The organism is Streptomyces sp. NPDC001056 (genome assembly GCF_053598955.1).
The window spans coordinates 125,069-138,197 of the sequence record NZ_JBSFLI010000012.1 but is presented as its reverse complement, the minus strand read 5'-3'; the positions used below and the strand labels follow the sequence as shown (position 1 = coordinate 138,197).

11 protein-coding genes are annotated in these 13,129 nt (G+C 75.1%); 8 read left to right on the top strand and 3 right to left on the bottom strand.

All coding sequences use genetic code 11. From position 1 onward, the window contains the following. Positions 1-22 precede the first annotated feature (22 nt). Together ACWDD7_RS16975 and ACWDD7_RS16970 are read left to right on the top strand one after the other, a co-directional pair. On the top strand, positions 23-460 hold the full coding sequence (locus ACWDD7_RS16975; RefSeq protein WP_351867984.1) for a MarR family winged helix-turn-helix transcriptional regulator: 438 nt from the start codon (positions 23-25) through the stop codon (positions 458-460). 123 nt (positions 461-583) lie between these two features. Further along, entirely contained in the window at positions 584-1,168 is a 585-nt protein-coding gene (locus ACWDD7_RS16970) for a hydrolase (protein WP_351867981.1), read from the top strand. A 129-nt stretch (positions 1,169-1,297) separates the two neighbouring features. Here ACWDD7_RS16970 and ACWDD7_RS16965 read toward each other — a convergent pair whose 3' ends face one another. Together ACWDD7_RS16965 and ACWDD7_RS16960 are read right to left on the bottom strand one after the other, a co-directional pair. Beyond that, positions 1,298-1,666, bottom strand: a complete 369-nt coding sequence (locus ACWDD7_RS16965; RefSeq protein ID WP_392213427.1) for a DUF6479 family protein — start codon at positions 1,664-1,666, stop codon at positions 1,298-1,300. A 66-nt stretch (positions 1,667-1,732) separates the two neighbouring features. Continuing rightward, positions 1,733-2,020 (bottom strand): hypothetical protein, encoded by a 288-nt coding sequence (locus tag ACWDD7_RS16960; RefSeq protein ID WP_351867977.1) that lies wholly within the window; start codon positions 2,018-2,020, stop codon positions 1,733-1,735. Positions 2,021-2,244: 224 nt separating this feature from the next. Between ACWDD7_RS16960 and lanKC the strand changes: the two genes are divergently transcribed. From lanKC to ACWDD7_RS16940, 4 genes are all read left to right on the top strand, one after another. Then, positions 2,245-4,971 carry a class III lanthionine synthetase LanKC gene (gene lanKC, locus ACWDD7_RS16955; protein WP_450457870.1) on the top strand — a complete coding sequence of 909 codons (2,727 nt, stop codon included), beginning with the start codon at positions 2,245-2,247 and terminating at the stop codon, positions 4,969-4,971. A gap of 49 nt (positions 4,972-5,020) precedes the next feature. Continuing rightward, on the top strand, positions 5,021-5,131 hold the full coding sequence (locus ACWDD7_RS16950; RefSeq protein ID WP_351867971.1) for a SapB/AmfS family lanthipeptide: 111 nt from the start codon (positions 5,021-5,023) through the stop codon (positions 5,129-5,131). Between the two features lie 194 nt (positions 5,132-5,325). Next, on the top strand, positions 5,326-7,272 hold the full coding sequence (locus tag ACWDD7_RS16945) for an ABC transporter ATP-binding protein (RefSeq protein WP_450457869.1): 1,947 nt from the start codon (positions 5,326-5,328) through the stop codon (positions 7,270-7,272). 95 nt (positions 7,273-7,367) lie between these two features. Next, positions 7,368-9,227 (top strand): ATP-binding cassette domain-containing protein, encoded by a 1,860-nt coding sequence (locus ACWDD7_RS16940; protein ID WP_450457868.1) that lies wholly within the window; start codon positions 7,368-7,370, stop codon positions 9,225-9,227. A gap of 38 nt (positions 9,228-9,265) precedes the next feature. Here the strand turns inward: ACWDD7_RS16940 and ACWDD7_RS16935 are convergent, their stop codons facing one another. Continuing rightward, positions 9,266-9,874, bottom strand: a complete 609-nt coding sequence (locus ACWDD7_RS16935) for a LuxR C-terminal-related transcriptional regulator (RefSeq protein WP_392213432.1) — start codon at positions 9,872-9,874, stop codon at positions 9,266-9,268. A gap of 351 nt (positions 9,875-10,225) precedes the next feature. On the opposite strand from ACWDD7_RS16935, the gene ACWDD7_RS16930 reads away from it, so the two are divergent. Then, positions 10,226-12,373, top strand: a complete 2,148-nt coding sequence (locus tag ACWDD7_RS16930; RefSeq protein ID WP_450457867.1) for a SpoIIE family protein phosphatase — start codon at positions 10,226-10,228, stop codon at positions 12,371-12,373. A gap of 466 nt (positions 12,374-12,839) precedes the next feature. Next, on the top strand, positions 12,840-13,055 hold the full coding sequence (locus ACWDD7_RS16925) for a type A2 lantipeptide (protein ID WP_351880883.1): 216 nt from the start codon (positions 12,840-12,842) through the stop codon (positions 13,053-13,055). The last annotated feature ends 74 nt before the right edge of the window (positions 13,056-13,129 follow it).

Here is a 13,129-nt window from a genome sequence, read left to right as displayed (position 1 = left end):
TGACGGACCTAGGGTGACCGGCATGGAAGACATCTCCGACGCGGCCGCCCGCGCGGCGCGCGACCTGCGGGTGGTGTTCAGCCGGCTGCGGCGCCGCATCCGCGAGGTCGCGCAGGACGCGGACCTGACCCCCTCGCAGGAGTCGGCGCTGAGCCTCGTCGGCAAGCACGGCGCGGCCACCGCGAGCGCACTGGCCGCCGCCGAGGGGGTGCGCCCGCAGTCCATGGCCACCACGCTGGCCGCGCTGGAGCAGCACGGCCTGATCCGCCGCACCCCCGACCCGGACGACGGCCGCCGCCAGCTCGTCACCCTGACCGACGCCGGCCGGGCCCGCGTCGAGGGCAACCGCCAGGTGCGCGAGGAGTGGCTGGCGCGCGCCTTCCAGGACCGGTACTCCGACGAGGAACGGCGGACGATCCTCGCGGCTCTGGAGCTGATGCAGCGGCTGTCGCGGCCGTGAGGGCGGGGCGTGCCGCCGCGCCCTGTCCGACGTCTTCTCCTCCGCAGCGGGCCGACCCTCCGAACGCCCCCGCGGAACCCCGAGAAACTCCCTGAAGAACCCCCGGAAAGGCCTGACCGACCCATGTCGCTCACCACGCTCGACCCCCGGACCGCCCTCGTCGTGATCGACCTCCAGCGCGGCATCGTGGGCTCGCCCACCCAGCCGCACTCGGGCGCCGACGTCCTGTCCCGCTCGGTGGAGCTCGCCGAGGCGTTCCGTGCCCGGAACCTGCCCGTCGTCCTGGTCCGGGTCTCCTTCGCCGCCGACTTCTCCGACGCCATGCCCGGCCGCACCGAGCAGCAGGGCGGCGGCGCGGCGTTCCCGGAGGGCTGGGACGTCATCGTCGACGAACTGACCGGCCACGACGGTGACATCCAGGTCACCAAGCACAACTGGAGCGCCCTGTTCGGCACCGACCTGGACGTGCAGCTGCGCCGCCGCGGCGTCACCCAGATCGTGCTGACCGGCATTGCCACCAGCATCGGCGTCGAGTCCACCGCGCGTGACGCGTACGCCATGGGCTACCACGTCACCCTCGCCACCGACGCCATGGCCGACCGCGACGCCGCGACGCACGCGCACAGCGTCGAGAAGATCTTCCCGAGGCTCGGGGAGACCGGCACGACGGCCGAGATCCTGGAGCTGCTGGCGAAGACGCACGGCTGAGCGCGGCGGGCGGTCGCCGCCGCGGCCCCGGGACCGGAGCGTCGGCGCCGTGCGCGCCTGGTGCGGGCTGTCCGGCGCGGGTGACCGCCCGGTGTGGCCCGCACCCGCCGGCCGCCCGGCCGCCGCCACTCAGGTACGGCCGCCACCACCGCCGCCGAAGGACCCGCTGGACCCGGGAGACCAGCGCGGACGGCTCTGGTCGTCGGCGCGCCGGGAGCGGATGTTGTCGAGCTGGTGCGGGGTGAGCCGCTCGCTCTCCCTGGCCGCCTTCGGCACGTCGCGGGGCTCGCGCATCTCACTGGTCTCGCGGACCGGGCCCGTCGGCGGCAGCTTGGGCTGCTCCTCGGGGCGCGGTGGGGCCGGCTCGCGCAGGCGCACCTTGAAGCCCAGCCGAAAGGCCCAGATCAGTCCGCCGACCAGGACGACCCCGGCGACCAGGACGAGGACGTAACCGAAGGCCTGCCTGCCGGTGGCCGCTTCGTACATGGCAGTGTTCATGGCCGCCGGGTACCCGGCGCGGGAAGGCGGATACCCGGGTTCGCGCGGACGCCGACACCGGACGCGTCAGCCGGCCGGCGGTCTCTCGCCTTGCCGCGCGGCGGCGCGTTCCACCTCGGCCTCGATGTCGGCGCGCGGACGGCCCGTCTCCTTCGCGTACTCGCTCAGCGCGGTCTGCGCATCGCGGGCGAGGTCGCGCCAGGCGCGCAGGGCGGTCTCGTAGGTGCCCGACTGGGCGCCGGTCATGCCCCGTTCGGCCGGCGGGCCGTACGTCTCCCGCAGGTCCTCGACCGTGGTGTGGGCCGCGTCCGCCGCCCGCTGCTTCTGCACCAGTTCTTCGAAGGTGTGTGCCACCCCATCGAATCTAGGCGCGGTCCGGCCGGCGCGCCTGTCCAAGCCGCAACCAAGGCGCTCACGCGGCGAAGGAGTCGAACAGCTTTCCCCTCGCTCGAAAGCCCCCGAACACAACTTCACCCATGCGTTCCGCACGGCCTTCTCGTGACAGACATGACTGTCCGCGACCGGTCGACTCCTGCGAGTGTCTAGCCGTCACCCAGGAGGAGGGGCGGATCAGGCGCATGGACAAGCGGTACGAGGTGTACGCCCTCGCCGACGGGCACTTCTACGACACGCCCGACCGGCTCTCGGCGCCCGGCGCCGCGGCCCCACCGCTGTTCGCGACGGCGTGTCGTACCGTCCCGGACGGCTGGCACGCCGCGCGCAGCGGCGACTGGCTGACGCTGACGCCGCTCGGCGCGGACGGCGCGCCGCTGCCGGCACCGGCCCAGGGCTGGAAGATCCACTCCTCGGCGACCGCGGAGAACGCGGAGCGGATCGCGGCGATCGTGTGGGACTACTGCGTGCCGCGCCGCATCCCCTTCAAGTTCGTGCCCGGTCCCCATCTGCTGCACCTGCGCAACGCCAAGTACGCGGGCCGCGACACCAGCGGCAAGTTCGTCACGATCTACCCGTGCGACGAGGAACGACTCCAGCTGATCCTGGAGGAGTTGGGGGCGCTCCTGAAAGGCCTCCAGGGGCCCTACATCCTCACCGATCTGCGCTGGCACGAGGGTCCGCTCTACGTCCGCTACGGCGCCTTCGCGCGCCGGTACGTCGTGGACGAGCGCGGCACGCTGGTCCTCGCGGTGGCGGACGGCACCGGCAGGCTGGTCCCGGACCGGCGGGCGCCGTCCTTCCAGGTGCCGGAGTGGGTGACGCTGCCGGAGTTCCTGCGGCCGCACCTTCAGGCGCGCAACACGACGACGGTGGGCGAGCTGCCGTACCGCGTCGAGAAGGCGCTGCACTTCTCCAACGGCGGTGGGGTGTACGCCGGTTCGGATCTGCGGGACGGGCGCCGGGTGGTGCTGAAGGAGGGCCGGCCGCACGCGGGGCTGGCCGCCGACGGGGCGGACGCGGTGACCCGGCTGGAGCGGGAGAAGGCGGCGCTGGAGCGGGTCGCGGGCAGTGGGGTGGTGCCCGAGGTGCGGGACTGGTGCACGCTGGGCGACCACCGGTTCCTGGTGATGGACTTCCTGGAGGGGCGACCGCTCAACTCGTTCTTCGCCGAGCGGCATCCCCTGCTCACCGCCGATCCCGACCCCGCGAAGGTGGCCGCGTACACGGCGTGGGCGCTGCGGATGCACGCGGCGGTGGAGCGGGCGGTGGCGGCGGTGCACGCGCGCGGCCTGGTCTTCAACGACCTGCACGTCTTCAACATCATGGTGGCGCCGGACGAGGACTCGGTGTTCCTCATCGACTTCGAGGCCGCCGCCCCGGCCGCGGAGAACGCCCGGCAGACCGTGGCCCACCCCGGCTTCTTCGCCCCGCCGGACCGGCGCGGCACGGACGTCGACCGCTATGCGCTGGCCTGTCTGCGACTGGCCCTGTTCCTGCCGGTGACCACGCTGTTCGTGGTGGACCGGGGCAAGGCGGCGCATCTGGCGGAGGTGATCGCCAGGGAGTTCCCGGACGTACCGCGCGCGTTCCTGGACGAGGCGGTCGCGGAGATCACCCGGGACGTCGGGGAGGGTCCGGTGCCGCAGGACAACGGGGGACCTCCGCCGTCCCGGGCCGGCGAGGAGCACCGGGCGACCCGGGCCGGCGAGGAGCACCCGGTGTCCCCGCTCGGCGGTGGGCGCCCGGTCCGCCGGAGCCGGCCGGCGCCGCCGGTGGTGCCGGGCGACTGGCCCTACAGCCGGGACTCGATGGTGAAGGCGGTGCTCGCGTCCGCCACGCCGGACCGCGACGACCGGTTGTTCCCCGGCGACATCGCCCAGTTCTCGGACGGCGGCGGCCTCGGGCTCGCGCACGGCGCGGCCGGGGTGCTCTACGCCCTGCACGCCGCGGGTGCCGCCCGCTACGACGAGGGCGAGCGCTGGCTCCTCGACCACACCGCCCCGCCGCCGCCCGGCACGCCGCTCGGCCTGTACGACGGACTCGCCGGCGTGGCCCTGCTCCTGGACCGACTCGGCTACCGGCAGCGGGCGTTGGACCTGGTCGACGGCATCCTGCGGGAGAACTGGCACGGCCTCTCCGCCGACCTGCACGGGGGCCTCGCGGGACTGGGCCTGGTCCTCGACGGCCTCGCCCGCACGACCGGCGAGCCGGAGCTGCGGGACCGTGCCGCCGAGGCCGCCGACATCCTCGTACGACGCCTCGCCGAGCCGGTGCCCAAGGCGCCGCGCCGCCGGGCCGGGCTGCTGCGGGGCGCGACCGGGCCCGCGCTGTTCCTGCTGCGCCGGTACGAACAGAGCGGTGAGGCGGCGCTGTTGGAGTGTGCCGGGGATGCGCTTCGCCGGGATCTGGCGCTGTGCGTGCGCCAGGAGGTGACCGGCGGCCTGGAGGTCGACGAGGGCTGGCGGACGCTGCCCTACCTCGGCGACGGCAGCGCGGGCATCGGCATGGTCCTGGACGACCTCCTGGCCGCTCATGTCCCCGACCCCGAGGGCGAGTTCGAGCGCGCCCGGGACGGCGTCACCGCCGCCGCCACCTCCCGCTTCTACGCCCAGCCCGGCCTCTTCCAGGGCCGCGCCGGTCTGATCCTGCACCTCGCCCGCAGCGGCGCGCCGGGCGCCACCCCGGAGCGGCTGGCGCAGCAGATCGACGGGCTCGGCTGGTTCGCGATGGACTACCAGGGCCAACTGGCCTTCCCCGGGCACCAGATGATGCGCCTGTCCATGGACCTCGCCACCGGGACCGCGGGCTGTCTGCTCGCCCTCGCGTCGGCCCTGGACGACGGCAGCACCGCGCACCTGCCCTTCCTCCCGCCGCCGACGGCGGCCCCCACACGCGGCTCCGCGAACTGACGGAGTCGTGACACAACCCGTCCCCACATCGAGCGAAAGGACAACCACCATGGCGCTTCTCGACCTTCAGGCCCTGGAGTCGGACGAGTACAACAGCGGTGCGAGCACGGTGAGCCTGCTCTCCTGTGTCTCCGCGGCGAGCGTGCTGATCTGCCTCTGACCGGGCGCTGAACCACGGCTCCGGGCGCCCCGCGAGGGCCGCCCGGAGCTTTCGCGTACGACGCCTTCGCATACGACGCCTTCGCGTACGACGCCTTCCGCACGGCGCCTTCCGTATGACGCCGCATGAAGCTGTACGACGCCGTATGACGCTGTATGAAGCCATTTCGTCCAAGTCCTGTGAGGCGGCGGCTTATGACCTCCGATGTTCCCGACCGTCTGCCGCGTGCGGTGCTCAAGAACGGTGGGTCCCGCGCCGCCGCGCTGTGTGCGGTGAGCACGGCCGCGACGGCCGCCGGCCTGCTGCTGCCGGCCGCGCTCGGCCACACCCTGGACCTGCTGCTGGCGCACGCCCCCGCCACCCGCTGGCTGCTGTGGTGTGCGGCCCTGGTGCTGCTGACCGCCGTTCTGGAGGGGGTCATGGAGGTGCTGGCGGGCACGCTCGGCGCGGCGTCCACGGCCTGGCTGCGCCGCCGGGTGGTCCGGCACGTGCTGGCGCTGGGACCGCGTGCCACGGGCCGGTTCGGTGCCGGGGACCTGGTGGCGCGGCTGGTCGGCGGCGCCGCACAGGCCGGAACGGCGCCCGGAGCGGTGGCCGCGCTGCTCGCCGCGCTCGCCGGGCCGCTCGGGGGCGTGGTGGCGCTCGGCCTCATCGACCCATGGCTGGCGGCCGTCCTGCTGGCCGGTGCGCCGGCGCCGGCGCTGCTGCTGCGCGCCTTCGCACGGGACACCTCGGCCTGTGCGGCCGACTACCTGCGGGCACAGGGCACGATCGCAAGCGCGCTCGCGGAGGCGCTCGGCGGGCATCGTACGATCCGCGCGGCGGGTGCCGAGGACCGTGAGACCGCCCGCATCCTCGCGCCGCTGCCCGAACTGTCCGACGCGGGACACCGGATGTGGCGGGTGCAGGGGCGGGCCGCGGCGCAGGCGGTCGCCGTGGCGCCGCTGCTGAACCTGGCCGTGCTGGCGGTCGCCGGGCTGCTGCTGGCCCGACACCGCCTGTCCGTGGGCGAGTTGCTGGCCGCCTCCCGGTACGCGGTGCTCGCCACCGGAGTCGGCGTGCTCGTCGGACAGTCGGCCGCGCTCGGCCGGGCCCGCGCGGCGACGGGACGGCTCACCGAGGTGCTGGCCGAGCCCGCGCCCGCGCACGGGGCGCGGGCCCTGCCGCCGGGTCCCGGCCGGCTGGAGCTGCGGGGGGTACGGGCCGGGCGGGGCGGGCGCACCGTGCTGGACGGGGTGGACCTCGTCGTGCCGGGCGGCACCGTCCTCGCCGTGGTCGGCCGCTCCGGCACGGGTAAATCCCTGCTGGCGGAGGTGGCCGGGCGGCTCACCGACCCGGACGCGGGCGACGTACGGCTCGACGGCGTCCCGCTGCGCGAGCTGAGCCACGCGGAGCTGCGCGGCGCGGTGGGTTATGCCTTCGAACGCCCCGCGCTCCTCGGCACGACGATCGAATCGGCCCTCGCCCTCGGCGTCACCGCCCCCTCTCCCACGGCCATCCGCACCGCCGCCCGCCGCGCCTGCGCCGACGACTTCGTACGCCGCCTGCCCGAGGGCTACGCCACCCCGCTGCCCGATGCCCCCCGCTCCGGCGGCGAGTCCCAACGCCTCGGCCTGGCCCGCGCGTTCGCCCACGGCGGCCGCCTGCTGATCCTCGACGACGCCCTCTCCAGCCTGGACACGGTGACCGAACACCGCATCACCCGTTCCCTGCTCACCTCCGACGGCCCGACCCGCCTCCTCATCGCCCACCGCGCGACGACCGCGGCACGGGCGGACCTGGTGGCATGGCTGGACGGGGGAAGGGTGCGGGCGGTGGGACGGCACAGGGATCTGTGGGGGGACGCGGAGTACCGGTCGGTGTTCGACGGCGGAAAGGGCGCGGGAGACGGGGCGGAGGCGAAGGATTCGGGGGCCGGGGAAGCCCCGGGGGCACCGGGGGCCGAGGCGGACGCGGAGGGAGGGACCGGGCCGGGGCACCGGGCGTCGACGGAGGACAAAACCGAGGGCGGGACGGGGGGATTCGGGCCGCAGCGCGGTTCCCGGACCGGGCGCCTCGGGGACGTGGCGGAACCGGAAGCGGGGCACGCGGCCGGGGCGGGGTGCCCCGCGGTCGCGGACGGGCCGGAGGCACGGGCGTGAGCGGCGTACGAGGGGGCCGGAGCGTTCGCGCCGTATGGCGGCCGGGTCTCCTCCGGACGCGGTGGCCGGCGTTCCCGCGGGTGCGGTGGGCGGTGGTGGGACGGCTCGCCGGGTGGTCGTCGCTGGAGGCGGGGCAGACCTTTCTGCTCGGGTACGCGCTGGCGCGGGCGTTGGACGCCGGGTTCCTGGCCGGGGACACGCGGGTCGGGCTGTGGTGGCTCGGGGGCGCCGGGATCGCCGTCGGGGCCGGGGCGCTGGGGACCGGGCGGGTGTACGGCGCGGTCGCGGCGCTCGTGGAGCCGGTTCGGGACCGGCTCGTGACGGAGGTGGTGGCGCGCGGGGTGCGCACGGCGGACACCGGGGCGCTGTCCGGGCTCACCCAGCAGGTGGAGCTGGCCCGGGACGCGCTCGCCGGGGTGGTACTCGTGTCCCGGTCGTTCGTGTTCACCGCCGTCGGGGCGCTGATCGGCCTGTGCTCCCTCGACCCGTTGCTGCTGGCGGTCGTGGTGCCCCCGCTGCTGACCGGAACCGCCCTGTTCGCGGTGACGTTACGGCCGTTGGCCCGTCGCCAGGAGTCCTTCCTCGCGGCGGACGAGGCGCTGGCGGAGGATCTCGGCGCGGTGTGCCCGGGACTGCGGGACGTCACGGCGGCCGGGGCGGAGGCGCGGGTCGCCACGAGCACCGGGGAGCTCATCGCGGGCGAGCAGCGCGCCGCGCGTGCCCTGGCCCGCTGGGGCGTGGCCCGGGTGGCGGCCCTGGCGGTCGGCGGGCAGCTCCCGATCGTGCTGCTGCTCGCCACCGCGCCCTGGCTGCTCGGCCACGGCGTCACCCCCGGCGCCCTCGTCGGCGCGCTCGCCTACGTCACCCAGTCCCTCCTCCCCGCCCTCCAGAACCTCGTCCACGGCCTGGGCACCAGCGGCTCCCGCCTGGCCGTGGTCCTGCGCCGCCTGACCGCACCGGGGAGCGAACACCTGACCGCACCGGGGAGCGAACAACGGCCGGGCGGCCGGGCGCCGTCGGCCACGCCGGCCGAGCACGCCCCCGTCGGGGCCGGGACCGCGCGCCCCGGAGAACGGCCCGGAACGTCCCGGCCCTCGGACGCGCCGCCCCGGGGCGCCCGCCCCCGCGAAGAACACGCCGAAGACACCTGGCCACCGGCCTCACCCCCGCGGCACGAGAACCGGCCTTCGGCAATCCCCCGACCGCTCCCCCGCCGCGGCTCCCCCACCACACCGCCCCCCGCCCTCTCCCTCACCGGGCTCTCCTTCTCCTACGGCCCCGCCAGCGCCCCCGTTCTCGACGGCTTCCACCTCGACGTGCCCGCGGGCGCGCACCTGGCCGTCGTGGGCCCGAGCGGCGTCGGCAAGTCGACGTTCGCCGCGCTGGTGGCCGGGCTGTTACGGCCGGGGCAGGGCGCGGTGCAGGTGTACGGGTACGACGTGCCGGGACCCGACGCGGCCGCCCTCCGCGTGCTCGTACCGCAAGAGGCGTACGTCCACACCGGCACCCTCGCCGAGAACCTGGCCCTGTACCGGGACACCCCCGTACCCGAGGCCGAGATGCTGGCGGCGGCCGAAGCCGTCGGGCTCGCCCCGCTGCTCCGGGCGCTGGGCGGACCCGGCACCCGGATCGAGCCCGCGGCCCTGTCGGCCGGCGAGCGGCAGCTGATCGCGCTGACCCGGGCCTACCTCTCCCCCGCCCCGCTCGCCCTGCTGGACGAGGCGACCTGCCATCTCGACCCCGCCGCGGAAGCCCGTGCCGAACGCGCGTTCGCCGAACGCCCCGGCGGCACCCTGGTCGTCGTGGCCCACCGCATCAGCTCCGCCCTCCGCGCCGGCCGCGTCCTGGTCATGGACGGCGCCCACACCACCTGCGCCACCCACGAGACCCTGCTGCGCTCCTCCGCCCTCTACCGCGACCTGGTCGGCAACTGGACGGCGACCCCGTCCCCCTGATCCCCCGGCCCGCGCCTCGACGCGAGAGGCCCCGGCCCCTACACCCACCCCTCCCCCCGCGATATCCGAATCGCGTCCACCCGGTTCCGCGCCCCCGTCTTCCTCGTGATCGAGGCCATGTAGTTCCGCACCGTCCCGTGCGACAGATGCAGGCTCCCCGCGATCTCCGCGATCGAGGCACCCCCTGCCGCCAGCGACAGCACGCTCAACTCCCGTCTGGTCAACGGAATCTGCGCCGCCCTGAGGAACCCGAACCCCAGCGACGCATCGACGAAACGTTCCCTCTCGGCGACCGACCGGATGGCGCGGACCAGGCGTTCCGGGGAGCCCGCCTTGTCGACGAAGCCGAGCGCGCCGGCGTCCGCGGCGCGCTTGAGCAGGCCGGGGCGGCTGGCGTGGGCGAGGACGACCAGGGCCGGGGGGCGCCCGCCGGTGCCGGGCGGACAGAGGTCGGCGAGCGGCGGCACGCCGTTGCCCTCGGCGCAGTCGAGGTCGGCCGCGCAGACGTCGGGGAGTTGGGTCCTCACCCGGGTGCCGGCACCGCGCCACGGCGTGTCCTGCACGTCCAGGCCGGGCTCGCGGCGCAACCACTCCGCCAGGACCGATCGCACCAGACACGCGTCGTGCACCAGCAATACCCGGATCACTGTCCGCCCCCTCGGCTCGCCGTCAATCGCATGGATCGTGGAGATCCTGTGGTCGTTTTCCGATTGCGCGTGCCCCATTGTTGGCGGCCGTCACCCTTCGCGGGGACGGAGAACCGGCCATCAGGTTGCGCGGGGGCGCACAGAGGCGCCCGTACGCCGGAGCGCGCAACGGCTGAGGTGGCATGGCGGGGGTCGGCGGGGGTACTCGGTCTGGTTCACGCACGGCGGGCCCTGCGGAGCGCGCGCCCCGGCCCGTACCTCGGCCGGGCCCGCGCCGGGACGCTCGCCGTGCGCTGGGCGCCGCCACGGGGGAGTCTTGGTCCCGAGTGCGACACGCGGCCGTAGGAGGAGGTGGTCGGCGTGTCCGACGCGCCAGGGCCCTCGCGGGCACCGGCGGCCGCCGGGACACCGGGCGGCGAGCCGGTGCTGTCGGTCGCGCTGGCCTCGATGATGGAGGAGGTGGACGCCCACTCCGGCGCCGTGTATCTGCTCCGTCATGACGAGCCGGTGCTGGAGATGGCGGTACACGTCGGCCTGCCACGGGCGTTCGCGGCGCCGTGGGAGCGGCTGGGGCTCGGCGCGTCGCTCCCGGTCGCGGACGCGGTGCGGCAGCGGCGGCTGGTGTGGGTGGGCGGCGAGGAGGAGATGGCAGGGCGCTATCCGCGGGTCGCGGTGGTGCTGCCGTACCCGTTCGCGCTGGCCGCGCTGCCGGTGGCGACGGAACACGAGGTCTACGGAGCGGTGTTCGTGACCTGGCCCGGCGGGCATCCGGCGGAGCTGTCCGCCGAGGACCGCGCCCGGCTGACCGCGGCCTGCGAACGGCTGGCGGAACGCCTCCAACGGGCCGTGGCGGAGCGCAGGCCGCTGGGCCGTGAGCGCGATCTGCTCGCGACGCCCGTGCCGGAGCTGGCGGGCGCGCTGGGCACCGTCGAGGCGGCGCGGATGGTGGCCCGGCTGCCGTACGGCCTGGTGTCGCTGGACCTGCACGGCCGGATCGGCTACGTCAGCCCGGCCGCCGCCACGCTGCTCGGGCGCACCGCGGAGGAACTGCTCGGCACCCTGCCGTGGGTGTCGGTGCCCTGGCTGAACGATCCGACGTACGAGGACCGCTACCGGGCCGCACTGCTGAGCCAGCAGCCGACCTCGTTCGTGGCGCTGCGGCCCCCCGGCGACTGGCTGTCGTTCCGGCTGTATCCGAGCCTGACCGGGCTCAGCGTGCGCATCGGCCGGGCGCGGCCGAGGGGCGACGTGGCGCCGGGCACCGCGGTGACGGAGCCCGGCCCGCCGCGGCTGGTGACGATCTCGCAGGTGCTGAGCCTGGCGGGCGCGCTGACCGAGGCGGTGGGGGTGCGCGACGTGGTGCAGCTGGTGTGGGACGAGGTGGCGCCGGCGGTCGGCTGCCGGGCGATGGTGATGGCCTCGGCCCAGGCCGGGCGGCTGCATGTGCTGGGGCATCGCGGGTACGCCGATCCGCACGCGGTGGACCGGTTCGAGGGGCTGCCGCTGTCCGAGCGGACCCCGGGCATGCGCGCGCTGAGCAGCGGGGTGCCCGCGTTCTTCGAGTCCCGGGAACAGCTGAGGCGGCTCTACCCGGAGCGCGGGGAGAGCCCGGACGGCTTCGCCGCCTGGGCGTATCTGCCGCTGATCGCCTCCGGACGGCCGGTCGGCACCTGTGTGCTGGCGTACGCCGAGCCGCGGGTCTTCCCCGCCGACGAACGGGCCGTGCTGACCGCGCTCGGCGGGCTGATCGCGCAGGCCCTGGAGCGCGCGATGCTGTACGACGCCGAGCACCAGCTGGCGCACGGGCTGCAGCAGGCGCTGCTGCCGCACTCGCTGCTGGCGCTGCCGGGTGTGGAGGCGGCGGCCCGGTACCTGCCGGCCACTCATGGCATGGAGATCGGCGGCGACTTCTACGATCTGGTGCGGGCCCGGCCGCTGGCGGCGGCGGTGATCGGGGACGTGCAGGGGCACAACGTGACGGCGGCGGGCCTGATGGGGCAGCTGCGCACCGGGGTGCGGGCGTACACCGCGGTGGGGCAGAGCCCGCACGAGGTGATGGTCAGCACCAACCGGCTGCTGATCGATCTGGGCTCGGAGTTGTTCGCCAGCTGTCTGTATCTCCGCCTCGATCCGGCGGCCGGGCGGGCCGTGATGGCGCGCGCGGGGCATCCGCCGCCGCTGCTCAGACGCCCCGACGGCCGGGTGCGGGTGCTGGACCTGGCCGGGGGCCCGCTGCTCGGCATCGAGGCGTCGGCGGCGTACCCGACGACGGAGGTGTCGCTCGCGCCCGGCTCGGTCCTCGTCCTCTACACCGACGGCCTGGTGGAAGCCCCCGGCGTCGACATCGAGGACGCCCTCTCCGAGCTGGCCGCCCGGCTCGCGGAGGCCGGCGATCTGCCGCTGGAGACCCTCGCGGACGAACTGATCCGCGCGAGCGTGCCCGCGGGGGCGCGGCTGGACGACGTGGCGCTGCTGCTTCTGCGGGCGCGCGGCGACTGAGTCCGGCACGCGAAACGACACGCTCCGCGATCGATCAGTAACGGTCGGCTCCCATCGCGTACCGGAAGCCGCGCTTCAGGGAATCTACACATTGAATGCTCAACCAAGCCATCGCGGTCAGCTCTTCTGCACATCCGCGCGCCCCCTGCCCGCTCCCGGCGCGCGGTTGCCGAACGCGGCGCACGAGGCAAGCCCATGGCCGCGACGATGCCGTGCGGCATGTGAAAAAGTCGCCGACAAGACGTGCCCGCGCCTGCACGGTTGAGCCCCTTCGTGGATCAAGTTCCCTGGTGAGGGCCCTGATTGATTGGAAGCGCGCGCGGCCCGCGTGCTTTGATCCTTCGCACCGCGGGGGGCCGACGGGCCCCGGCGACGGAGCCCGCCACCCGCGGCCGCGGCCTTCCGTCCGTTTCCCGGCGGGGGCCGTTCCCCCCTTGTGAATACCCATATGAAGGGAAGTCCCGTCATGAACTCCACCCACCAGGTCGAGACCGCCGAGATCGCCGACGCCGAGCTGGACGCCGTCTCCGGCGGCCTGCAGGTGAACGCCCTCGGCACCGTGACCGGCGCCGTCAACGGCATCGCCCCGGTCTCCGACCTGGCCGGCACGGCCATCGGCACGGTCGAGGGTGTCACCGGCCTGAACGTGGCCCCGGTCACCGGCCTGGTCGCCGGTCTCTGACCGCGCCTCCTCGCACCCGGCAGTCCCGGAGCCGTCCCCCGGCTCCGGGACTGCCGGGCGTCCCGACACCCCGT